A 21,884-nucleotide genomic window follows, 5' to 3' on the forward strand; every position below is an offset into this window, starting at 1 on the left:
CACTGCGTCAGGCGCCGTTCGCCGTCCGCGCGCGGAACCACACGGTGAGCTCGCGCACGGCGCGGATGCTCGCGTCTTCGTCGTCGGCCTCGAGGTCGTCGAAGGTGTCGCGGAAGCCCTCGGGCGCGGGTGTCGTGGGAACGCCGATCGGCTCGTACCCCATCGTCCACTCCGTGAAGCGGCGCTCGTCGATGCGCTCCGAGAGCAGCACGCGCACGTCCGTGTGCCGCGGGTCGCGTCGGATCTTCGTCATGAGTTCGTCCACGGCATCCTGCGACCCTTCGAGCACCTGGAAGAAACGCCCGCGGCGATACAGCAGCATGCCGGTGAGATCGTGCTCGTGATTCGACCGGCGGCTCTGCGTGAGGAGGTCCTTGAGGCGGTCGTCGTCGAACGGATCGGACGCCGCGCTGACGTACGAGATGGACACGAGGTCGGAGTTCACGAGGCCCTCCCGCCGTCGATCGACCGCGGCGCGGGGACACGCACCTCGCGAAGCGTGATCTCGGCGTCATGCGGGGGCTGGTCGTTGGTCACGGCGGCCATCGCGGCGGTCAGGGCTTCGAAGCGACCGACCAGGCGCGAGCGACCGTTGTACGCCAGGTACCCCCCGCCGCTCTGGCGGTCGATGTAGCCGAGGAACACCCCGCTCTTACTGCCGACGTGGAAACCGTCTTCGACGCGAGCCCAGACGACTCCGGCGCCGGGGCGGTCGTGAGACACCATGGTCGCCCCTCTTTCTGCCCGGGATGGAAACGGGCGAATGCGACCGTACCGGCCCCCTCCGACATCGAGGCGCCCTTGACAGATCGCCCGACGGACGAGCCACAGGGCGGAGGCGTCGAACGGCCGCGTCCCCGTCAGACCAACGCGGCGCGGATCTGCGCGGAATCGTCGGTGCCGGTCGCCTCGGCGATCCGCCCCTTCTCGATGCGGTACATCGCGAACGAGGCGATGTTCACGCGTCGGCGGGTCGGCATCACGTGCGCGAACGCGCCGGTGTGCTCTCCCCCGCCCCGCAGATGAACCGCCAGACGGTCGTCCTCCACGATCAGCTGAATGCGCTTCCACTGCCAATCGGGGAAGCCGTGCAGCAGCTCCGCCAGATCGGCGATCCACGCCTCGGCCCCCGCGGGCAGGTGCGCGCGGCGCACCGCGGGGTGCAAGAACCCGCGGACGGCTTCGAGGTCGTGCCGGTTGAGGGCGTCGAGGTAGTCGGCGAACCACTCTCGCGTCTCCCAGACCTCCACTCCCCCATTATCGGCGGGATGCCGGGGACCCGGCCCGTCCGCGCGAGAGGGGGAGCGTCCCTGGCTCCAACGGCTCTCGACCTCTCACGCGTCTTCGGCGAACACCTGAGTCGCGATGCGAAACGCCGTGTTGGCCGCCGGCACACCCGAGTAGATCGCCGACTGCAGGATCACCTCGCGGATCTCGTCGATCGTGAGGCCGTTGCGCAGTGCCGCCCGCAGGTGCATCGCGAGCTCTTCGTGGTGGCCGTGGGCGATGAGCGAGCTCAGCACCGCGACCGAACGGGAGCGGCGGTCCAGACCGGGCCGCGACCAGACGTCGCCCCAGGCCACGCGCGTGATGAAGTCCTGCCAGTCGGCGGTGAGCTCGGTCGTCGCCGCCGTCGCGCGGTCCACGTGTTCGTCCGACAGCACGGCACGGCGAACGGCCATGCCCTGGTCGTGGCGTTCCTGGTCGGTGGGCATCAGGCGTCCTTTCCGGTCGCAGGTACGAAGAACGACCGCAGCAGCGCCGCCACGGCCTCGGGCTGCTCGGCGGGCGGGAGATGGCCGGCGTCGTCGATGCGCGCGACACGGCCGTCCGCCACACCCTCGGCGATCTCGACCGCCTTGGCCTCCGGGGCGACGGCGTCGAACGACCCCCAGGCCGCGAGCACGGGGACGCGGATCTCGCCCAGCACGGGCCGCACGTCGTACGCGGCGAGCGCCTCGCAGCAGCGCGCGTAGCCGTCGTCGTCGGCATCTTGAAGGACATGCAGCAGACGCCCGGTCAACTCGGGACGCCGCGCGATCGAGTTGGGGGCGAACCAGCGCTGGGCCGAGCCGACGATGAGGCTCGAGGTGCTCTGCGCCCGGGCCTGCGCCGCCCGGTCCGTCCACGACGCGGGTTCTCCCAGGACGGCTCCGGATGCCACGATCGCGGCGCCTCGAAGACGCTCGCCGTGCCGCAGCGCGAGCTCGAGCCCCGTCGCACCGCCCAGGGACACCCCGGCATAGAGGAACGTCTCCTCGGGTACGGCGGCGGCCACGGCATCCGCGAGGTCCCCGACGGTGAACGCCTCGTGCACCCGGGGCCCCGCGCCGTGGCCGGGGAGGTCCCATGCGCAGACGCGGTAGTCGTCGGCGAGGAGGGGCACGACGTCCTCCCAGAGGATCGTCGAGGTGCCCAGCGACGGCCCCAGCACCACGAGGGGCGCGTCGGCGGGTCCGACCGGCTCGGTCAGCGAAACGAGGCTCATGCGTCGACTCCCCTGCTGCGTGCCGTGCCGCCGCCCGCGTGACCCGTGCCACGCGCGAGGCGGGGGGCGAGGCCGAGGTACCGAGCCGGGTCGAGCAACGTGTCGACGTCGAGACCGGCCGCCTCGGGCAGCGCGCGCAGACGCGGGGCGAGGTCGTCGTCACCATCGAGCAAGGCTGCGAAGCGCTCGGCACCGATGAGCGGCACGAGCACTCCCCGCAGGCGCTCGCTGACGATGCGCCCGCCGGTCAGACCGACGGTGGCGGCGGCGGCGGCCGCGTCGACGCGCAGGTGCGCGAGCAGGGACGATCCGTGCGCGGACGCACCGACCGCGAGGCGGAGCAGCTCGCGCAGTGTCGGCCACTCGGAGTGCCAGGCGCCGTCGGGGCGCTCGTCGACCGCGAGGGCCGAGGCGAGGTGCAGGGTCGCACCCAGGTGCGGTGCGCGCAGGGCGGCCGAGCGGGTGAGCACCGCCTCGGCGGGGTTCTGCTTCTGGGGCATCGCCGACGATCCTCCGCCCACGCCCTCCGAGACCTCGCCGATCTCGGTGCGGCTGAGCGTCGCGACGTCGGCGGCCATCTTGCCGAGCGCATCGATGGCCTGGACGAGGGCGTCTCCGATCTCCGTCACGGGCCAACGCGCCACGTGCCAGGGCGCGTCGGGGGCGTCGAGTTCGAGGGCCCGGGCGAAAGCCGCGGGAAGGGCATCGGCGGCATCCGTCGATCCGGTGATCTCGACGAACGACGCGAGCGTCCCTCCCGCACCCGCGAGCTGCGCGGGGAAGACGAGGGCATCCAGCCGCACGACGGCGCGCTCGAGTCCGCGCGCCCAGATCGCGGCGCGCGCACCGATCGTGGTGGGCACGGCGTGCTGGGTGAGGGTACGGGCCGCGGACACCTCGTCGGCGTGCGCGGTGGCGAGCTGTCGGGCCCAGACGGCCGCGTTCTCGACCGAACGACGCGTCTGTTCGACCGCGCGCCGCGCGACCACCATCAGCGCCGTGTCGAGGATGTCCTGGCTCGTCGCCCCGCGGTGGATCCACGCTCGATGCTCCTCGGGCACCTGCGCCTTCAGCGCGCCGACGAGCGGGATCACGGGGTTGCCCCCGGCGACCGCGTCGCGGACGAGGGCGTCGACGTCGATCCCGCGCGGGGACGCGCCACCCTTCTCGTCGATCCCGAAGACGTGGTCGATCTCGACCCGCGCCCCGCGCGGGGCGGCCCCCACCTCGACGTACGCCGCGACCAGCGCGCACTCGACGCGGATCATCGTGGACAGCACGAACCCGTCCGACAGCAGCGCGTCATGACCGACGCTCACCGGCGAGAGCAGCCCGAGGTCGATGCGCGGAAGGGGATCAGAACGCAAGGAACACCGTCTCGTTCTCGCCCTGCAGTCGGATGTCGTGCGACAGGTACCCGTCGGGCGTCCGGGTCGCGACGAGGCTAGCGCGCTCCTCGCTCGAGAGCGACGACAGCAGCGGGTCGGCGGCGAGAGCGTCCTGGTCGGCGGGCGAGTAGATGCGGGTGTGCAGCTTGTCGGGCAGGCCGCGCGCGAACACGATCGCGGCGAAGAATCCCGCGCGCCCCCAGATGCCGCCCGGCTCCCGCGTCCAAAACGAGTAGCGCCCCTCGTCGTCGGTGAAGGCGCGGCCGAAGCCGGTGAACGTGTGACCGTCGCGGCGGAACGCGCCTCGCGCGCGCGGCACCGAGCCGTCGGCATCCGCCCCGAAGATCTCGATGAGGGCGTCGGGGATCGGCGAGCCCGCACCGTCGTACACGGTGCCCGAGAGCACGATCGCACCGGGCGAATGCGGGAACACCACCTCGTGCTGCTTCGGGAACTCCAGGCCGTAGGCGAAGAACGGTCCGACCGTCTGGCCGGGGGTGGCGCGGTGCGTCTTGGCGGGGATCACTCGTCGCCCTCCTGCTCGAAGTAGGTCTGCTCCGGCCCGTCGACCACGATGTCGAAGCGGTACCCCGTCGCCCACTCGGGCGAGGTGAGGTCGTGGTCGTAGACGCCGACCAGGGCGTCGCGGTCCTTCTGCCGGTGGATGGAGTTGTAGATCGGGTCGAGCGCGAACAGCGGGTCGCCCGGGAAGTACATCTGCGTCACGAGCCGCTGCGTGAACGACGAGCCGAACACCGAGAAGTGGATGTGCGCGGGCCGCCACGCGTTGCGGTGGTTCTTCCACGGGTAGGGCCCGGGCTTGATGGTGGTGAACCGGTACTCGCCGTTGTCGTTCGTGACCGCGCGCCCGGCGCCGGTGAAGTTCGGGTCAAGCGGGGCGGGGTGCTGGTCGCGCTGGTGGATGTAGCGCCCGGCGGCGTTGGCCTGCCAGATCTCGATGAGCTGGTTCGCCACCGGCCGGCCCCACGAATCGAGCAGGCGCCCCTGCACGCTCATGCGCTCCCCCAGCGGCTCGCCCGCGTGCTGCAGCGTGAGGTCGGACTCGATCGCGGCGACGTCTCGCTGTCCGAACGCGGGCGAGAACAGTTCGATCGTCTCGGGGTCGACGAGCTTCGGATTCTTGGTCGGATGCCGCAGCACGCTCGACCGATACGCCGGGAAGTCGTGGGCGGTCGCGGCGACATGCGTGCCCGCGGCCTCGAGCGCGTCGAGTTCGGCGTGACGGGCGCGGATCTCGCGGACGATCTCGTCTTGCGTGGCCTGATCGGGTGCGGCCAGCAGCGATTCGGGGGCGGCGGCGGGAGGGTTCGACATGGGGTCTCCTTCGACCAGACAATGCTCCGGCACCGTCCCCAGCAGTGGCGAGCGGTTCCCGCTGAATGGGAATCATGGCATCCTGACCCCATGGCGAACTCCCCCTCGGGCGACTCGGTGACCGACCGCCTGGTGCGGATCCTCGAGACCTTCACCCCCACGCGCACCGCGCAGACCACGTCCGACATCGGACGGCGGGCGGGTCTGCCGAGCTCGTCGGCGCATCGGATCGTGAACGAGCTGGTGGATGCCGGCTTGCTCGAGCGCGACGAAGAGCGCCGCATCCGCGTGGGCATGCGCCTCTGGGAACTGGCCACGCGGTCCTCTCACGCCCTGCGCCTACGCCAAGCGGCGCTGCCGGCGATGGAGCGGGTGCAGACGCGCGTGCGCGAACACACGCAGCTGGCGATCCTCGAGCAGGAGGAAGCGCTCTTCCTCGAGCGGCTCAGCGCCCCCGACTCGGGGGCGAACATCACGCGCATCGCCGGGCGCCTTCCCCTGCACGCGTCGTCGTCGGGTCTCGTCCTCCTCGCCTTCGCCCCCCACGATCTGCGGGAGCGCGTACTCGCCGGACCCCTGCGCGCCGTCACCCCCGAGACGATCGTCGACCCGGCGGCCCTGCGCCGCGTGCTCGCCGAGATCCGCAGCCTGGGCCGGGTCATCGCCCCCGGCTACGTCGACAGCGTCTCGACGGGAGTCGCCGTGCCCGTGCGCGATGAGACGGGTGCGGTGATCGCCGCCCTGTCGGTGGTGCTCCCCCGCGACGCCGAGACCCCGTTCGCCCTGGTCGAGCTGCACCGCGCCGCCCGCGACACCGAGCGCGCCCTCGGCTACCGCCGCTGACCCCGCCCTCTTCGCGCCGGGGTGGACTTCGGTCGTCCGCGGGACGAAGAGGCGGCGGGAGCGGACTCGCCGAAGGCGTGAGCGCTATCCCGTTCAACGAGAACACCGCGGCGCAGCGGCGGAGCGAGGGGCACCATCGACCTAGCCACCGTCGAAGGAGACGCCATGACCACCACCGTCCGTACCCGCGTCGCCATCGTCGGCGCCGGCCCCGCGGGGCTCCTGCTCTCGCATCTGCTCGACCGAGCGGGCATCGAGTCCGTCGTCATCGACCAGCGCTCGCGCGACGACATCGAGAGCACGATCCGGGCCGGCATCCTCGAGCAGGGCACCGTCGAACTGCTCGACACCCTCGGTCCCGCCTCGCGTGCCCGCACCCAGGGGCACCGCCACGACGGCGTCGAACTGCGCTTCGAGGGCGAGGGTCACCGCATCGACTTCGCGGCATCCGTCGGCCGTGCCGTCTGGCTGTACCCGCAGCACGAGGTGCTGAAAGACCTCATCGCCGCGCGGCTCGACGCCGGGCAGGATCTTCGTTTCGGCATCACGGCCGAGCGCGTCGACGACGCCGGCACCGCCCGCCCCCGCGTCATCGCCCGTGACGCCGACGGGCAGCCCCTCGAGATCGAGGCGGACTTCGTCGTCGGCTCCGACGGCTCGCGCAGCGTCGCTCGCGCGGCAGTCACCGGCTCGAGCACCGGCGGATACTTCCGCGAGTACCCGTTCGCGTGGTTCGGCATCCTGTGCGAGGCCCCGCCCTCGAGCGACGAGCTCATCTACAGCAACTCCCCCGACGGCTTCGCCCTGGTCAGCCAGCGTTCCGACACCGTGCAGCGTATGTACTTCCAGTGCGACCCCGACACCGACACGAACGCGTATTCCGAGGCCCAGCTGTGGGACGAGCTGCAGAGGCGCGTGCCCGGCACGACCTTGAAGCAGGGCCCGATCTTCCAGCGCGACGTCCTGCGCTTCCGCAGCTTCGTCGCGCACGAGCTGCGCCGCGGCCGCGTCGCGCTCGTCGGAGATGCCGCGCACACCGTGCCGCCCACCGGCGCCAAGGGCATGAACCTCGCGATCGCCGACGTGCGCCTGCTCGCCGCCGCCCTCGAGGCGCTGCTGCTCGAGAACGACGATCGCCTGCTCGACGCGTACCCCGAGACCGCCAGCCGCCGCATCTGGAAGGCGCAGCACTTCTCGTGGTGGATGACGAGCCTGCTGCACGTGGCCCCGGATGCCACCGACTTCGACCGTCGACGCCAGATCGGCGAACTGCGCACCGTCGTGGAGTCCGAGCACGGCCGCGCCTACCTCGCCGAGGCCTACTGCGGCTGGCCCTCCGACGCCTGACCCGCACTCCCCCTCTCGAGTGTCCAAAACACCCGGACCAAAATCGAAAACGTCCGGGTGTTTTGGACACTCAGCGTGTCCGGGGCGCGGGCTGGCGACGCCCCGCGCCTGAACGCGAGCGACGGGATGCCGGCATCCGGCGCCCCACCTCCTCTCGAGTGTCCAAAACACCCGGACCAAAATCGAAAACGTCCGGGTGTTTTGGACACTCAACGAAGGTAAACACGCCCCCATGAAAGAGCGCGGCGCCCGAGCCGAAGCCCGAGCGCCGCGCCGAGAGCCCGCGGGCTCAGCGCTTCGTGTCGCGCGCCTTCTTCTCGCGCGGCTGCGGGAAGGGGCTCGGCACCACCGGCACCGTGCCCGTGTAGCCCTCGCGCTCGGCGGCGAGCTCGGCGATGCGCTTGCGGCAGGCGAACCAGCCGATCGTGATGGCGAGGCTCGCGAGCACGGCCACCAGCAGCGTCGCGGGAGAGTCGATGAACACCAGCACGAGCACGACCGCGAGGAAGACGAGCGTCGCGTACCCCGTGTAGGGCGCCCAGAACAGGCGGAACTTCGGCCGCACGAGCTCGCCCCGGTCGGCGAGGCGCTTGAACTTCATCTGGCAGAGGATAATCGTCGCCCAGGTGACCAGGATGCCGACGGCGGCGACGTTCAGCACGGTCTCGAAGGCGTCGCTGGGGTTGACGTAGTTGATCGCGACTCCGAGCAGGGCGACGACCGCGGTGATCGCGATGCCGCCGTAGGGGACGCCCGCCTTGTTCATGCGCGCGGCGAACTTCGGCGCCGAGCCGGCGACCGCCATCGAGCGCAGGATCCGGCCCGTGGAGTACAGCCCCGCATTCAGCGACGACAGGGCGGCGGTGAGCACCACGAGGTTCATGATCACGTCGACACCCGGGACGCCGATCGATCCGAAGAAGGTGACGAAGGGGCTCTCGTCCTTGGTGTACGCCGTGTACGGCAGCAGCAGGGCCAGCAGCAGCACCGAGCCGACGTAGAAGATCGCGACGCGGAAGATGACCGAGTTGATCGCGCGCGGCATGACCTTCTCGGGGTTCTTCGTCTCGCCGGCCGCGGTACCGACCAGCTCGATCGAGGCGTACGCGAACACCACGCCCTGCATGAGGATGATCGCGGGGAGGATGCCGTTGGGGAAGAACCCACCGTTGTCGGCGATGAGCGAGAACCCGGTGGGGGCGCCCGTGGGGGTGCCGAAGACGACGAAGTAGATGCCCACGAGCAGGAATGCCACGAGGGCGGCGACCTTGATGAGAGCGAACCAGAACTCCAGCTCTCCGAACACCTTCACCGACACCAGGTTGACGGCCAGCACGGTGACGAGCGCGGCGAGCGCCCACACCCACTGCGGGACGGCGGCGATCCACGGCACGTACTTGCCGAAGAAGTTCATGTAGAGCGCGGCGGCCGTGATGTCGACCATCGTGGTCGTCGCCCAGTTGATCCAGTAGAACCAGCCCGAGACGAACGCCGCCTTCTCGCCGAAGAACTCGCGCGCGTACGAGACGAACGACCCCGAGGTGGGACGGTGCAGCACGAGCTCGCCGAGCGCGCGGAGGATGAAGAAGGCGAAGACACCGCACACGGCGTACGACAGCACGATCGCGGGGCCGGCCTGCGCCAGGCGACCGCCAGCACCCAGGAACAGGCCCGTTCCGATCGCGCCGCCGATGGCGATCATCTGCACCTGACGCGACGTGAGGCGCTTGTGGTAGCCGCTGTCCTCGAGCTGAACGGTCGAGGTGGTGCGGGGCGGCTCTGCGGCGTCGCTCGAGCGGGGGGAGGAGTCGGTCACCTACCCATCGTGCGAATTGCGCAGCATCTGTCCAGCAAGCGCGCCGACATGTCGGCATCCCGGACCGGATGCCGCGACCCGGCGCGACGGGTCAGAGCCAGTGCTTGCGCTTGAACGCGAACCACAGACCGACCGAGGTGGCGGCCATGAGCGCGAGGGCCATCGGATAACCGAAGGTCCAGTCCAGCTCGGGCATGTTCTTGAAGTTCATGCCGTAGATGCCGCCCACGAGCGACGGGGCGAACAGGATCGCCGCCCAGCCCGAGATCTTCTTGACCTCTTCGTTCTGCTTGAGCGAGGTCTCGGTCTGGCGCTGTGTCACGAGCGTCGCGTTGACGGTGAGGGCGTTGTCGAGGATCGCCCGGAGGGCGGTCAGCTTCTCGCACTGGCGCAGCACGTGGTCGAGCACGTCGCGCAACGACCGCTGGAGCTCGAGGTCGACGCCGTACTTGTCGGCGCCGCGCAGCAGCGCCTCGAGCATGTCGCGCAGGGGCTCGGCCGCCCGCTGGAAGTGGATGACCTCACGCGCGAGTTCGTAGATGCGCTGCGTCAGATCGGCACCGCCCTCGCCGAACAGCTGGTCCTCGATCTCGTCGACATCGTTCTGAAGGCCGCGGGCGACGGGGTCGTACTGGTCGACCACCTCGTCGAGGATCGCGTAGAGCACCGCCTCGGGCCCCCGCGCGAGCAGGTCGGGGTTCTTCTCGAGCCGCTTGCGCACGGCTGCGAGGTCGGGCACCTCTGCGTGCCGCACCGTCACCACGTAGTCGGGGCCGATGAACACGTGCAGTTCACCGAACTCGACGGTCTCGGTCTCGTCGATGTAGCGGGCGGGGCGCAGAACCGCGAAGAGGTTGCCCCCGTACCGCTCGAGCTTCGCGCGCTGGTGCCCGGCGAGGGCGTCCTCGACGGCGAGGGGGTGCAGCGAGAACTCGGCGGCGACGCGCTCGAGCTCTTCGGGCGCGGGGCGGAGCAACCCGATCCACGCCATGCCTCCGTGAGCTTCCATGTACTCGAAGGTCTGGTCGAGGCTCGCGGGGTTCTCGATCCGGTGTCCGTCGACGTACACGGCGCTGTCGATGATGGGCATGGTTCCGTTGTACCCCGCCTGGCTATGATGCGGGGCCCGACGACGCGCGATCCTTACGCGATGTATACGGGCCGTTCCCCGGCGCCGCTCACTTCTTCGGGTCGTTGCCCCAGTTCATCAACGAGTACCGCCAGTCGGTGTCGGTGACATCGCCCTTCGGCTTCTGCGCGCTGTGCCGCTTGACGTACCCGACGACCTTCCGCATGTGGGCGTAGTCGTCGTCGGTGAGGTCGGCCTTCTTCTTCTCGAGAATGCGCACGATGTGGCGCCCGCTCTCGTGGCCGGTCGACTCGCCGCCGTCCTTCTTCTGTCCGACGGATTTGGATTCGCCAGTGTCGAGCCATTTTCTCAGCTCGCTCGCGGTCATGTTGACCGCCTCGTCGAAGTCCTTCTTGGTCTGCTGCTGGTCGTCGCTCATGTCGTCATCCTCACTACCGAGGGGAGGCGGGACCGACCCCTTGCATCTGCCCGGGGGACGTGGCGGTCGCTCAGCGAACGGAATCGCTCACGGCTGGGCGCCCGAAGATGGCCCGCCAGACGCCCCACGCACTCTGCGAGAAGTCGCGTGATTCGCACCATTTCCTGTGGCGACCCCCACTTCGCTGTATCGAAACCGTCACTTCGTTCGCGTGCTGACCGGAGACGTCCACCCCAAATAGGAGTACTTGAGTGAATACGTCGTTCCCGAGGGAATAGTGCAGTACGAGCCCCTCCGGGAAGAGCCGCTCGGACAAACCAGGGTTGGATAGACCCATTCGGCGTACTGTTTCGTGGAGTTGCTCGGCGTGGGGTCCTGGCCTGTTCCGCGCTGGTAGTCATCGTCCAACCCCCAGGCCAGGACATTGCTCTTCGCGCTGTCTTGCTGGGTCGTGATGGCAAACACATTGTAGAAGCCGATTGTCACGCTCTGCACGGGGAGGTTCCCGGTCATTTGATTGCGAATGGGGTAGCGCTGGGTTTGTTGTGTGCCGTCTCCCAGCAGGGAGCTCGTGCCCTCATTACTCCCCCAACACCACAGCTGTTGGTTGTTCAGAATCGCGCACGCGGTGTGCTGTCCGGCCGCGATCGCGACGGCTGGTGCCGGCAGAGAAAGTTGTTCGAAATATCCTCGACCAGGCGTGACGTCGTCGAACATGCTTCCGGTAATCCATACCCTGCCGGAATTGTCGAGGGCGAGTGAGAAGGCCAGGCCCGCTCGAATATCTGTGAACGGGGGGAGCCACGAGGCGTCCTTGTCCCTGCTCATCCGAGTGGGCCTGTCATAGCCGTTGGTCGCGCCGTCGCCGAGACGACCATCTTTACCGTAACCCCATACCCAGAGGTCACCGTAATTGTCAATCGCCAGCGTGTGGAGATCTCCCGCCGCGACCGACTTGTATGTCCCAGCGACCTTGACGGGGGTGTTTTGATTGGTTCCCGAACCGATTCCGAGCTGGCCATTGCCATTCCGGCCCCACGCGTAAACGTCTCCCGCGGTGGTTACGGCGAACGCGTCGAAGGAGCGCGGGGCAAGGTGACTGAGTGACGAAATCACCACATTTGAAGGCAGGTTGACCTTCGTGGGAGTTTTTTTCAGCGTCGACGTCCCGTCTCCGAGTTGGCCGTAGTCGTTCCGACCCCAGGCGTACACGGTGCCATCCTGAAGGAGCGCAAGCGAGAATTCGTAACCCGCTTCTACCTGGACAGCGGTACCGGGGAGTGTGACCTTCGTTGGGAAGCTGTACTTGAACGTATCTTCGTATGCGCGTTGGCCCGCATTGTTCGAACCCCATGAATAGACCCTCCCATCCTCGTTGAGCCCGAGTGTGTGGGTAAAGCCGGACGATACCTGCTTGTACTTGAGGACCGTTTGTTGAGCACCTGGGTCCGTATAGGACGTACCGCTGCCACTGTAGACCGTTTCGTAGCCCTGGTTCGGGTATGCGCGACTGAGGGTGTAAGTGATACCAGAGGACACGTTGTTGAACACCGCCCAGGACTGGTTGGTCGCCGACGACCAGGAGATGCTGTCCGAGTCGTTCCCCCCGACGACGCTCAGCCCTTCGGGGCTCGAGAGCGTTGCCGAAGACAGAGCGTTCCCTTTTATGGAAGTCGCTGCCGTAAAATGCGCGCCCGTCGAACCTCCCGCACCCACGCCGAGGCTGAGCAACGCGAGAACGGACAGCAGCACCTTCGCCCTACGAAAGGGACGACGTCCAGTGCTTCTCATTGATTCTCTCCGGGTGTGTGACATGTCTCCACTGACTCCCGCCGCGAAAATGTGCGCTGGGGCTCGACGGAGCGGCGAGGCGGTAAGGTGCGACGCTCGGTACCCCCACCGGCTCGCTGGGGAGTGCGTCCTCGGGTGAGGCCGTTTGCCCCGTTCAGGTTGCGAGACACTTCCGCACAGCCGGCCTCGGATCCCGCAGTCTCGGGGGTACACATAACTCAGAAGGAACGGGACGGAGCGAAACGGTACGGATAGGACTGTTTCACCGTATTGCGCCGACCGCAGAGAAGCAAGTCACGCACGACACTGCCCGCGCCAGAGTCGCCCGGCGGCGTCGACAACGAGCCGCCGCCTCCGTCGCCCGGGCCGCGGCGAAGAGGAACGTGGTGGGTGCGGCTCAGCCGACGGGCTCGCTCAGGGGTTCGTCGGCGTCCGGTCCCGGATGCCGCGCCCCGGCGCTGCGACGCGCGGCGGCGAGCACCGCCCCGATGCTGGCCGTGATGACGAGCGCGATCCCGGCGAGCTCGAGCCACGAGAGGTGTTGGCCGAGCAGGAGGAACCCGGCGAGAGAAGCGGTGGCGGGCCCGAGGCTCATGAGGATCGCGAACGCCGAGGCCGCCAGGCGCCGGAGCGCCACGAGTTCGAGAGCGTACGGGATGGTCGACGACAGCAGCGCGACCGCGGCCCCGATGGCCAGGATGTCGAGCCGCAGCAGGGCCGAGCCTGCCTGGGCGATCCCGAACGGCAGGGCGATCACGGCGCCCACGGTCATCGCGAGCGCGAGACCGTCGAGCCGCGGGAACTCCCGGCCGACCCGCGCCGACGCGAGGATGTACAGCGCCCAGCTCACCGCCGCGCCCAAGGCGAACAGCACGCCGAGCGCGTCGAGGCGATCCCAGCCTCCCGCGCCGAGCGCGGCCACGCCGCCGAGCGCGAGTCCCGCCCATACCCACCGCGCGACCCCCGTCGCGGTGAGAATCGACAGGGTAAGGGGCCCGAGTACCTCGATCGTCACCGTCACGCCGAGGGGCAGACGCTGCAGCGCGAGATAGAAGAGACCGTTCATGGATGCCAGCACCACGCCGAATCCGATGACCGAGCGCCACGCGTAACCGGTGTGTCCGCGCAGGCGCGGGCGCGCGATGACCAGCAGCAGCACGGCCGAGAACAGCAGCCGCAGCATGACGATGCCGAGCGGCCCGGTGTGGGGGAAGAGCATCACGGCGAACGAGGCGCCGACCTCTTGACACGCCAGACCGACCAGCACGAGCGAGGCGGCCGACCCCTGCCCGCCGCGCGCGGTCATCGCCGGGTCATCCGGCGGGAGCGGCGCAGATGGCCTTGCTGTTGATGTTGTCGCGCATCTGCTCGGCGGTCCACGGCAACCCCGCCTGGGGTGCGGTCTGCCCCTGGGCGGCGGGAGCCTTCGAGGCGATCGCCGCGAGCTCCCACGCCAGCCAGGCGCCGGTGGTCTTGTCGCCGCCGGAATTGTTCAGAACGACCGCGACCGACATCCCGGTCGTCGGGTCGGCGAACGCCCCCACCAGATAGCCGGGCATCGAACCGTACTGCCCGATCAGCGAGCCGGCCTGGAAGGCGCCGCCGGCCGAGGTGAACCACGTCGGCTGGTCGCCGCCGACGGGCACGGGGGCGGCGAACCGGTCGTTTCCGGCGGGCAGGAGCGCTCCGGTGGCGAGCGCCTGCGCGTACCGACCGAGGTCGGTGATGTTCGTCACCGCGCCCGCGGCCGCACCGCCGTAGCTCGACGACATGTCCGTGTAGTCGCGCGGGTCGGTGCAGTTCCAGGCACCCTCGGCGTTCTGCTGCGACCAGTATCCGCGCAGCGACGCGTCGGCGGGGTCGGCGGGAGCCGGGTTCGGCAGACCGGTCGCGTCGAGTCCGAGCGGCTCGGTGACGCGCTCGGCGATGAGCTGAGCGATCGGTTCGTTGGCGGCGCGCTCGGCCGCGAGACCGGCGAGGACGAAGTTGGTCGCCGAATCGGCGAAGGCTGCGCCCGGGGCGTTGGTGCGCGGGCTCGCGATGCCGTAGGTCATGAGCTCGCGCGGGTTCCACACGCGCTCGGGGTTGTTCGCCGTGACCCCGTCGAGCACCGAGATGTACGACGCGAGGCCGGAGGTGCCGTCGCAGAGCTGACGCAGGGTGATGTCGTCGTAGCCGGGGAGGTTGCTGACCCAGGTCGTCACGGGGTCGCTCATCGACAGCGTGCCGTCGGCCGCGAGGCGGTACAGCACGTCGCACGTCATCGCGCCGGTCACATCGCCCGCGCGGAACCCGAGGTCTGCGGTGACCTCCGCACCGCCGGGCCCCTGCGTTCCCAGACCCGATACCCACGTACCGCTCCAGGGCGCCCACACGCCGACGATCGCACCGGTGGACCCCGTCGCGGTCATGGCCGAGGTGACGGCCGCTTGCAGTTCGGTCACCGTCGCCTCGGGCAGAGGGGCATCCACCTGGGTGGGGACGTTGATCGACACCGAACCCTGCGGCGAGCACCCGCTCAGCACGACGGCGAGAACGCTCGCTCCCGCGATCGCCACGGCCGCGGAACGACGCCATGCCCGCATGTGAAACCCCCAGCATTTCCGCGCGCGACGAAGCGCCCGCTCCAAAGATTCAAACACATGGCACCTGAACGAAAGCGGCGCTTGCGCACCCGTTACCGTCACGTCTGCATCACGACGGGCCGGGTGAGAGGAGTTTCTGGGCGAAATGGGGGTTAGGTAAACCTAACTCTGTGCGTAAGATGGCCGCATGAACGCCGTCGTCCCGTTCTCGACAGCTCTGCGCGAGCGTTCCAGCGACGCGCACTCGCCCCACGAGTGCGACGGGTTCATGACCGACCTCCTCACCGGTGCCGGCACGCGCGACGACTACATCGCCCTCATCGCCCAGCACTGGTTCATCTACGCCGCTCTCGAAGAGGCCGCCGGTCGCATGCGCAGCGACCCCGTGGCATCCGTGTTCCTCCAGGGGCGCCACTCCCGCCTCCCCGCCCTCGAGGCCGACCTCGGCTTCCTCATCGGCGACGACTGGCGCGAGCGGATCACCCCACTGCCGACCACGCAGGCCTACGTCTCGCGCATCCGCCGCGTGGCCGCCACGTGGCCCGGCGGCTTCGTCGCCCACCACTACACGCGCCTGCTCGGCGACCTGTCGGGCGGGCCCTCGATCGGCCGGCTCATGCGACGCCGCTTCGGCTTCGAGACCAACGGCATCGGCTTCCTGCTGTTCGGCGACATCGCCGACCCCAAGGCGTTCAAGACCGTCTACCGCGAGCAGCTCGACGCCGCCCCCTGGGACGATCGCGAGAAAGAGCGCGTCATCGCCGAGGTGCTCGTGGCCTACCGCTTCACCACCGAACTGTTCGCCGACCTCACGCGCGCCAAGGCCGGCCAGGTCGCGTGACCAGGGTCGGCGGGTGACCGCTCAGGCCTGCGCGGCCGCCTGCCTGCTCAACCACGCCTGCTTCATGAAGCGGCGCACGTCCTCGTCGACACGGATGTCGCCGGGCTTGAGCGGACGCGTCAGGTACAGGCCGTCGAGCGAGGTCAAGCGGCTGAGCGCGACGTAGGTCTGACCGGGGGCGAAGGCACCCGCACCGAGGTCGACGACCGCGCGATCGTAGGTCTTGCCCTGCGACTTGTGAATGGTCACGGCCCACGCCAGCCTCAACGGGAACTGGGTGAACTCGGCGACGATCTCGCGCGAGAGGTTCTTCGTCCCCGGGTCGTACGCGTAGCGGTATCTCTCCCACACGGCCGGTTCGACGTCGTGCGCGGTACCGTCGACCTCGACCCGGACGCTGTCTCCGGCGATGCGGGTCACGGTGCCGATCGTGCCGTTGACCCAGCGCGGAGCCTCGCCGAACTGCGCCGCGTCGTTTCGGAGGAACATCACCTGTGCGCCGACCTTGAGCGTGAGCTCCATCTCGGCGGGATAGTTCGCCTCGCCCCGACCGAAATCGCCCGAGATCTCGGCGTTGGCCGTCTGCGTGCGACCGATCAACTCGTCGAGGTGCCGGCGGTTGATGGTGTTGACGCGGTCGTTGCGGGTCGCGAGCGTGATGATCGGGTGCTCGCCGTCGGCCGGGTGCGGCGGCGTGCGGGCACCGGCGGTGTTCAGGATGCCGGCCATCTCGGCCGTCACGCGCCCGTACCGCACGGCGTTGAGCAGCTGCTTGAACCCCGGGTCGGACTGCCGGTGGATCTCGACGAGTTCGTTGACGTGCAGGTCGGCGCCGTGGCGCCCGATGTCGATGAGACCGTCGCTGGCAGCCTCGCCCGACCACACCTTGGCGTCGAAGAACCAGAACGAGCGGTAGTGGTCGCGGATGTACCGCATCTCATCGCCGCGCGGCGGCACGGGAGCGAGTTGGTACGGGTCGCCGAACATCACGATCTGCGTGCCGCCGAACGGCTCCGACCGCCGACCGCGGGCCTGGCGGAGCGAGCGGTCGATGGCATCCATGAGATCCGCGTTCACCATCGAGATCTCGTCGATGACGAGGGTGTCGATGGCGTTGAGGAGCTTTCGAGTGGCGTCGTTCTGATCGATGTCGCCGTTCGCGATGAGCCCGATCGGCAGACGGAAGAGCGAGTGGATCGTCTGACCCTCGACGTTGAGGGCTGCCACCCCGGTGGGAGCGCACACGGCGATCTGCTTCTTCGTGTTCCACGCCAGATGCTGCAGCAGGGTCGACTTGCCCGTGCCGGCGCGGCCGGTGACGAAGACGTGCTCCCGGGTGTCCTCGATCAGCCGGAACAGCGCCTGCTGCTCGGCGGAAAGGGGCGGCGTGGTCACCGGCCCATGCTAGTTCGCACGGGTCGACTCGGGCGGCGGGCTGGGGATGGGCCCGCCCGTCGGCTCGGTGTGGACGAGCAGCCAGCGCGCCTCTCCCGAGAGCACGTCGGCGACGTGGCTGCGAAACCGCGGGCACTGGGTGATGTCGTGCGAGCGACAGCGCAGGGCATGCTCGGTCATGGCGCGAGCCTGGGCGATGTCGGCAGCGCGGCGGTCGAGCTCGGCGACGTGCTCTTCGAGCACCCGGTGGCGGTCGGGGGCTCCGTCGTCGAGCAGCACGCGGATCTGCTCGAGCGAGAGCCCCGCCGCCTTGTTGCGCAGGATCACCGCGATCCGCACGCTGTCGGCCTCGTCGTAGCGGCGTCGGCCCGCGGCATCCCGGGTCGGACGCAGGAGCCCCTCGTCTTCCCAGTGCCGCAGCACGTGCGTCTCGAGACCGAACCGCGCTGCCGCCTCACCGATCGACTCGCCCGCGCGCACGCCACTTGACTTCATGTCGACATGAAGTCACAGGATGGTCCGGAAAGCAAGCGGAAAGGAGCACGTCGTGTACGACGCGATCATCATCGGAGGCGGCCCCGCCGGCCTGCAGGCGGCCCTCACCCTCGGGCGCATGCACCGGCGCACGCTGCTGCTGGACTCGGGCGACTACCGCAATGGCAGCGTCCGTCACGCGCACAACCTGCTCACGAACGACGGGCGCGACCCCGCCGAGCTCCGCCGCCTCGGCCGCGACGAGATCGCCGCCTACCCCGACGTCGAGATCCGGGATGCCGCCGTCTCGGCCGTCGTGAGAGAAGACGACGCCCTGACGGTCAACGTCGGCGCCGAGCGTCTCCGCGCCCACGCCGTGATCCTCGCCACGGGGGTCGCCGACCGGCTCCCCGCCATCCCCGGGCTCGACGAGCAGTGGGGCGACCGCGTCGCGAACTGCCCGTTCTGCCACGGCCACGAGTTCGCGGGCCGTCCGGTCGCGATCGTCAACGGCAGCGACCACGCCGCCGTGCTCGGGCGGATGCTGGAGCCGGTGGCATCCGAGGTCCATCTCGTCGACCCCGCCACCGTCGTCCGCGTCGACGGGACCGCCGACGGACTCGCCCTCGCACGCACCGACGGTTCGGTGCTCGAAGTCGCCGGGGCCTTCGTCGCGCCCACCTGGAGCTCGCGCGCGGACTTCCTCGACGCACTCGGCGTCGAGCTGCAGGAGTCGGGGGCCGTGCGCACCGATCCGTTCGGCCGGACGAGCGTCGAGAACGTCTACGCCGTGGGTGATCTGTCGCACCCCGACCATCTGCCGGGGCCGATGTTCTCGCTCGCCGCGGCCCTTTCGAGCGGTCAGCTCGCCGCGGTGGCCGTGGTGCAGTCGCTCGTCATGGACTGACGTGCGGGGCGCCTCCACAGGAGCCTTTCCTACACTGGAGGCGTGGACACCGCAGGCGGGGGCCCCGCGACGCCCGAAGGCGTTCGCGGCGTGCGCGCGCGCCCAGGACGCGCCATCGCCGGAATCACCCTCGTGGGCGTCCTGCTGATCGCCGCCCTCGGCGCGGGCGCGGCCTCGCTCTATCGCGAGTTCTACAGCCCCCGCGCGTTCGTCCAGCATTACCTCGAGCTGCTTCAGGACCACCGGACGGCGGAGGCCCTCGCGCTCCCCGGTGTGGCCGTCGATTCCGCCGAGCTGCAGTCCGCGGGTCTCCCGGCCACCGCTTCCGAGGCACTGCTGCGCCCCGATGCGCTCACCGCGTTGACGGATGCCGAGATCACCGGCGAGAGCACGAACGGCGAGCAGACGCAGATCACCGTGAGCTACACGGCCGGCGGCTACGGCGGACAGACCACCTTCGCGATCCAGCACGACACGAACGAGGGCCTCCTCCCCCGCTGGCGGTTCGCCCGGAGCCCGCTGTCGGTCATGAAACTCACGGTCGACGGGTCGATGCGTTTCGCCGTCAACGGCTTCGAGGTCGACAAACGTCAGGTCTCGGTCGACGGCGCCGACGTGGACCCCACGGCCGCGGTCCCCCTGTTGGTGTTCTCACCCGGGCTCTACTCGGTGAACGTCGACACCGCCATCTCGGCGACTCCCGGTGTCGCCGTGCTCGCCGACGCGCCGCTGGCCGGCATCCCGGTCGATGTCCAGGCCCAGCCGACCGACGAGTTCATCTCGGTCGTTCAGTCGCGTGTCGAGGATTTCCTCACCACGTGCGCCCAGCAGAAAGTGCTGCAGCCGACCGGGTGCCCCTTCGGCTTCACCGTGCGCAACCGCATCGATGACGCCCCCACCTGGTCGATCGTCGAGCAGCCGGTAGTGACCGTCGTGCCCGACGGGGCGGGGTGGCGCATCCCCTCAGCGAAGGCCGTGGCGCACATCGTGGTCGACATCCGCTCGATCTTCGACGGCAGCGTGCGCACCGTCGAAGAAGACGTTGCCTTCCGCGTCGACGGCGAGATCACGGTGCTGCCCGACGGCACCGCTTCGATCCTCGTCGGCGGCTCGTCCGACTGAGCCCGGCGAACGGGTCAGTTGCCCCGCGACGCCACCCGCGCGTCACGCTCGGCCAGTCGCTGCAGCTCTTCGTTATAGGCGTCGAGCTCGACGTCGCCGACGCGGTCGACGTGGCGGTCGCGTCGGCGCTGCTGGCGCTCGTCGCTACGGCTCCACTGGATGGCGACCGCGATGGCGAGCACAAGAGTGGGGATCTCGCCCACCGACCACGCGACACCACCGCCGACGTATTGGTCTTGCAACGGGGTCGCCCCCCAGGTGCGCCCCATCGCCCCGAACCACTCGGCCACCATCAGACCCGAATTCATCATGATCGCGATGCCGAAGAAGGCGTGCATCGCCATGATCGCGATGAGCATCAGCAGGCGCATCGGGTACGGCAGACGGTACGGAACAGGATCGATGCCGATGAGGCTCAGCACGAAGAGGTAACCGGTCACCAGGAAGTGCGCGACCATCCAGATGTGCCCGACGTGGTCGTACAGCGACCAGCGGAAGAGGTCGGTGTAGTAGAACGCCCAGAGCGATCCGATGAACAGGCCCGCCGCCACGTAGGGGTTGGTCAGCACCTTCGCGACCGGATTGTGCACCGCCCAGAGGATCCACTCGCGACCGCCGCGCGTCCCGTCCGTGCGCTTGCGGATCGCGCGGGCAGCGAGCGACACCGGGGCCCCCGCCACGAGCAGGAGCGGGATCGCCATCGACAGCAGCATGTGCCCGATCATGTGCATGCTGAACAGGTAGTCCTGGTACACGTTGATGGGGCCCGACGTGACCCAGAAGACGCCCAGCATGCCGAGGCACCAGAGCACGGTGCGGTAGATCGGCCACGAGTCGCCGCGGCGCAGCAGCCGGTAGACGCCCGCCAGGTAGAAGAACACACCGAAAGCCACCACGAGCGTCCACAGCAGGTCGATGTCCCACGCGGTGAACCAGCGCTCGATCGTCAGGTCGGGGGGCAGCGGCGCACCGGTCAGCACCTCGGCCGGGGTCTGCCCCACGAGCGGGGGCTGCACGGGCGGGGGCGTGCGCGCGAGAGCGGCGGCGACACCGCTGGCGATGCCCATGAAGGCGAGCTCGAGCGTGATGACGCCCCAGAAGCGGCGGGAACCGGGCTCTTCGGCCATGCGCGAGATGAGACGACGGCGGTACCACGCGCCCAGCACGCCCATCGCGATCAGGGCGCCCACCTTGATCAGTACGAGCACGCCGTACGCCGACCAGAGGTTCTGCAGTCCCAAGAGACCGATCGAGGCACGCACCGTCCCCGAGATCGCGACGACGATGAAGGCGACGAGGGCGATCGAGGAGTAGCGCAGCAGCGTGGTCTGCAACTGGCCTCGCGACAACGCGGGGCGGACCACGACGAGCAGGATCAGACCGCCGAGCCATACGGCGGCGGCCATGATGTGCAGCACGAGCGAGGTGACGGCCGCGTTGTGGCTGGCCTCCTCGCCGGCGTGTCCCTGTGTTCCCATCGGGATCAGCGAGGCGAGGGCGAGGATCGCGACCACGAGCGTGGGGATCCACGAGCGCACGGCGAAGGTGAGCACGGTCAGCACGGCGCCCGCGATCGTGGTGATCAGCCACGCCTGCCCGATCGAGCTCTCGACGAGGAAGCGCCCGAGCTGCTGGCCGAAGACCGCGTCGAGCGTCGGCTTCGCGTTGAGGACGTTGAGGAAGGTCAGATACCCGGTGGTCGCCGCCGAGACGGTGAAGACGGCAGCGCCGATGGATGCCGTGTCGAGGGCGATCTCGAACGGTCGCTCCCCCGCAGGAAGGGCGAAGAGCGCCAGGACCAGCGAGCCGACCATCGTGGCGGCGGCGAGGTTGACGACGACCGTGGCGATCGGCAGACCCCACCGCACGACCGGACCCGGGTCGGCGAGCTGCGTGGGCGCGGCTCCTCCACCGTAGGCGAGCCCCACCGCGACGGCGATGAGCGAGACCACGACCAGGATGACGGGTCCCGCGACGCGGAGCAGGCGGGGATTCACCCCCTCAGCCTACGTCGCGCAGGAACGACAGAGGGGGGATGCCGCGT

22 protein-coding genes are annotated in these 21,884 nt (G+C 69.4%); 5 read left to right on the forward strand and 17 right to left on the reverse strand.

What is annotated here, in order from left to right; all coding sequences use genetic code 11:
* Positions 1–7: 7 nt before the first annotated feature.
* The 8 genes from OVA17_RS05070 to pcaH all read right to left on the reverse strand — a co-directional run bounded on the left by OVA17_RS05070 (position 8) and on the right by pcaH (position 5,211).
* Positions 8–445, reverse strand: a complete 438-nt coding sequence (locus tag OVA17_RS05070) for a BLUF domain-containing protein (RefSeq protein ID WP_267788598.1) — start codon at positions 443–445, stop codon at positions 8–10.
* Positions 442–726, reverse strand: a complete 285-nt coding sequence (locus tag OVA17_RS05075) for a hypothetical protein (protein ID WP_210076823.1) — start codon at positions 724–726, stop codon at positions 442–444. Before OVA17_RS05075 ends, OVA17_RS05070 begins: the two co-directional genes overlap by 4 nt.
* Positions 727–860: 134 nt before the next feature.
* Positions 861–1,250 carry an ester cyclase gene (locus tag OVA17_RS05080; RefSeq protein ID WP_267788600.1) on the reverse strand — a complete coding sequence of 130 codons (390 nt, stop codon included), beginning with the start codon at positions 1,248–1,250 and terminating at the stop codon, positions 861–863.
* An 84-nt stretch (positions 1,251–1,334) separates the two neighbouring features.
* Positions 1,335–1,715 carry a 4-carboxymuconolactone decarboxylase gene (gene pcaC / locus OVA17_RS05085; RefSeq protein ID WP_267788601.1) on the reverse strand — a complete coding sequence of 127 codons (381 nt, stop codon included), beginning with the start codon at positions 1,713–1,715 and terminating at the stop codon, positions 1,335–1,337.
* Complete coding sequence (locus OVA17_RS05090; protein WP_267788602.1) at positions 1,715–2,488, reverse strand: alpha/beta fold hydrolase; 774 nt, start codon at positions 2,486–2,488, stop codon at positions 1,715–1,717. The genes pcaC and OVA17_RS05090 overlap by 1 nt, the downstream gene beginning before the upstream one ends.
* Complete coding sequence (locus tag OVA17_RS05095; RefSeq protein ID WP_267788603.1) at positions 2,485–3,855, reverse strand: lyase family protein; 1,371 nt, start codon at positions 3,853–3,855, stop codon at positions 2,485–2,487. Before OVA17_RS05095 ends, OVA17_RS05090 begins: the two co-directional genes overlap by 4 nt.
* A complete protein-coding gene (gene pcaG, locus OVA17_RS05100; protein WP_267788604.1) occupies positions 3,845–4,402 on the reverse strand; it encodes a protocatechuate 3,4-dioxygenase subunit alpha in 558 nt (185 codons plus the stop codon). The genes OVA17_RS05095 and pcaG overlap by 11 nt, the downstream gene beginning before the upstream one ends.
* Positions 4,399–5,211, reverse strand: coding sequence for a protocatechuate 3,4-dioxygenase subunit beta (pcaH, locus tag OVA17_RS05105; protein WP_267788605.1), 813 nt, complete (start codon positions 5,209–5,211; stop codon positions 4,399–4,401). Before pcaH ends, pcaG begins: the two co-directional genes overlap by 4 nt.
* Positions 5,212–5,301: 90 nt before the next feature.
* Here pcaH and OVA17_RS05110 point away from each other — a divergent pair, with 90 nt between their 5' ends.
* Both OVA17_RS05110 and OVA17_RS05115 read left to right on the forward strand, forming a co-directional pair.
* Entirely contained in the window at positions 5,302–6,054 is a 753-nt protein-coding gene (locus OVA17_RS05110) for an IclR family transcriptional regulator (RefSeq protein WP_210076812.1), read from the forward strand.
* A 165-nt stretch (positions 6,055–6,219) separates the two neighbouring features.
* The gene (locus OVA17_RS05115) at positions 6,220–7,401 is read left to right on the forward strand and encodes a 4-hydroxybenzoate 3-monooxygenase (RefSeq protein ID WP_267788608.1); all 1,182 of its coding nucleotides are present in this window, start codon (positions 6,220–6,222) and stop codon (positions 7,399–7,401) included.
* Between the two features lie 289 nt (positions 7,402–7,690).
* Here OVA17_RS05115 and OVA17_RS05120 read toward each other — a convergent pair whose 3' ends face one another.
* From OVA17_RS05120 to OVA17_RS05145, 6 genes are all read right to left on the reverse strand, one after another.
* Positions 7,691–9,217: an amino acid permease gene (locus OVA17_RS05120; RefSeq protein WP_210076800.1), complete on the reverse strand. Its 1,527-nt coding sequence runs from the start codon at positions 9,215–9,217 to the stop codon at positions 7,691–7,693.
* A gap of 91 nt (positions 9,218–9,308) precedes the next feature.
* Complete coding sequence (corA, locus tag OVA17_RS05125) at positions 9,309–10,307, reverse strand: magnesium/cobalt transporter CorA (RefSeq protein ID WP_141378021.1); 999 nt, start codon at positions 10,305–10,307, stop codon at positions 9,309–9,311.
* 88 nt (positions 10,308–10,395) lie between these two features.
* A complete protein-coding gene (locus OVA17_RS05130; RefSeq protein WP_267788610.1) occupies positions 10,396–10,725 on the reverse strand; it encodes a DUF3140 domain-containing protein in 330 nt (109 codons plus the stop codon).
* 198 nt (positions 10,726–10,923) lie between these two features.
* On the reverse strand, positions 10,924–12,477 hold the full coding sequence (locus OVA17_RS05135) for an RCC1 domain-containing protein (protein WP_267788611.1): 1,554 nt from the start codon (positions 12,475–12,477) through the stop codon (positions 10,924–10,926).
* A gap of 436 nt (positions 12,478–12,913) precedes the next feature.
* Positions 12,914–13,822, reverse strand: coding sequence for an EamA family transporter (locus OVA17_RS05140; protein ID WP_267788612.1), 909 nt, complete (start codon positions 13,820–13,822; stop codon positions 12,914–12,916).
* Between the two features lie 7 nt (positions 13,823–13,829).
* Positions 13,830–15,101 carry a serine hydrolase domain-containing protein gene (locus OVA17_RS05145; RefSeq protein ID WP_267788614.1) on the reverse strand — a complete coding sequence of 424 codons (1,272 nt, stop codon included), beginning with the start codon at positions 15,099–15,101 and terminating at the stop codon, positions 13,830–13,832.
* A gap of 187 nt (positions 15,102–15,288) precedes the next feature.
* Between OVA17_RS05145 and OVA17_RS05150 the strand changes: the two genes are divergently transcribed.
* On the forward strand, positions 15,289–15,942 hold the full coding sequence (locus OVA17_RS05150; protein ID WP_210076792.1) for a heme oxygenase (biliverdin-producing): 654 nt from the start codon (positions 15,289–15,291) through the stop codon (positions 15,940–15,942).
* A 21-nt stretch (positions 15,943–15,963) separates the two neighbouring features.
* Here OVA17_RS05150 and OVA17_RS05155 read toward each other — a convergent pair whose 3' ends face one another.
* Positions 15,964–17,337: an ATP-dependent DNA helicase gene (locus OVA17_RS05155; RefSeq protein WP_267788616.1), complete on the reverse strand. Its 1,374-nt coding sequence runs from the start codon at positions 17,335–17,337 to the stop codon at positions 15,964–15,966.
* A 9-nt stretch (positions 17,338–17,346) separates the two neighbouring features.
* On the reverse strand, positions 17,347–17,832 hold the full coding sequence (locus tag OVA17_RS05160) for a MerR family transcriptional regulator (protein WP_267788617.1): 486 nt from the start codon (positions 17,830–17,832) through the stop codon (positions 17,347–17,349).
* A 52-nt stretch (positions 17,833–17,884) separates the two neighbouring features.
* Here OVA17_RS05160 and OVA17_RS05165 point away from each other — a divergent pair, with 52 nt between their 5' ends.
* Both OVA17_RS05165 and OVA17_RS05170 read left to right on the forward strand, forming a co-directional pair.
* Positions 17,885–18,718, forward strand: coding sequence for an NAD(P)/FAD-dependent oxidoreductase (locus tag OVA17_RS05165; RefSeq protein ID WP_267788618.1), 834 nt, complete (start codon positions 17,885–17,887; stop codon positions 18,716–18,718).
* Between the two features lie 42 nt (positions 18,719–18,760).
* The gene (locus OVA17_RS05170; protein ID WP_267788620.1) at positions 18,761–19,840 is read left to right on the forward strand and encodes a hypothetical protein; all 1,080 of its coding nucleotides are present in this window, start codon (positions 18,761–18,763) and stop codon (positions 19,838–19,840) included.
* Between the two features lie 14 nt (positions 19,841–19,854).
* Here the strand turns inward: OVA17_RS05170 and OVA17_RS05175 are convergent, their stop codons facing one another.
* Complete coding sequence (locus OVA17_RS05175; RefSeq protein WP_267788622.1) at positions 19,855–21,837, reverse strand: cytochrome c oxidase assembly protein; 1,983 nt, start codon at positions 21,835–21,837, stop codon at positions 19,855–19,857.
* Positions 21,838–21,884 lie beyond the last annotated feature (47 nt).

This window comes from Microbacterium sp. SL75 (assembly GCF_026625865.1).
In the GTDB taxonomy this organism is placed as follows: domain Bacteria; phylum Actinomycetota; class Actinomycetes; order Actinomycetales; family Microbacteriaceae; genus Microbacterium.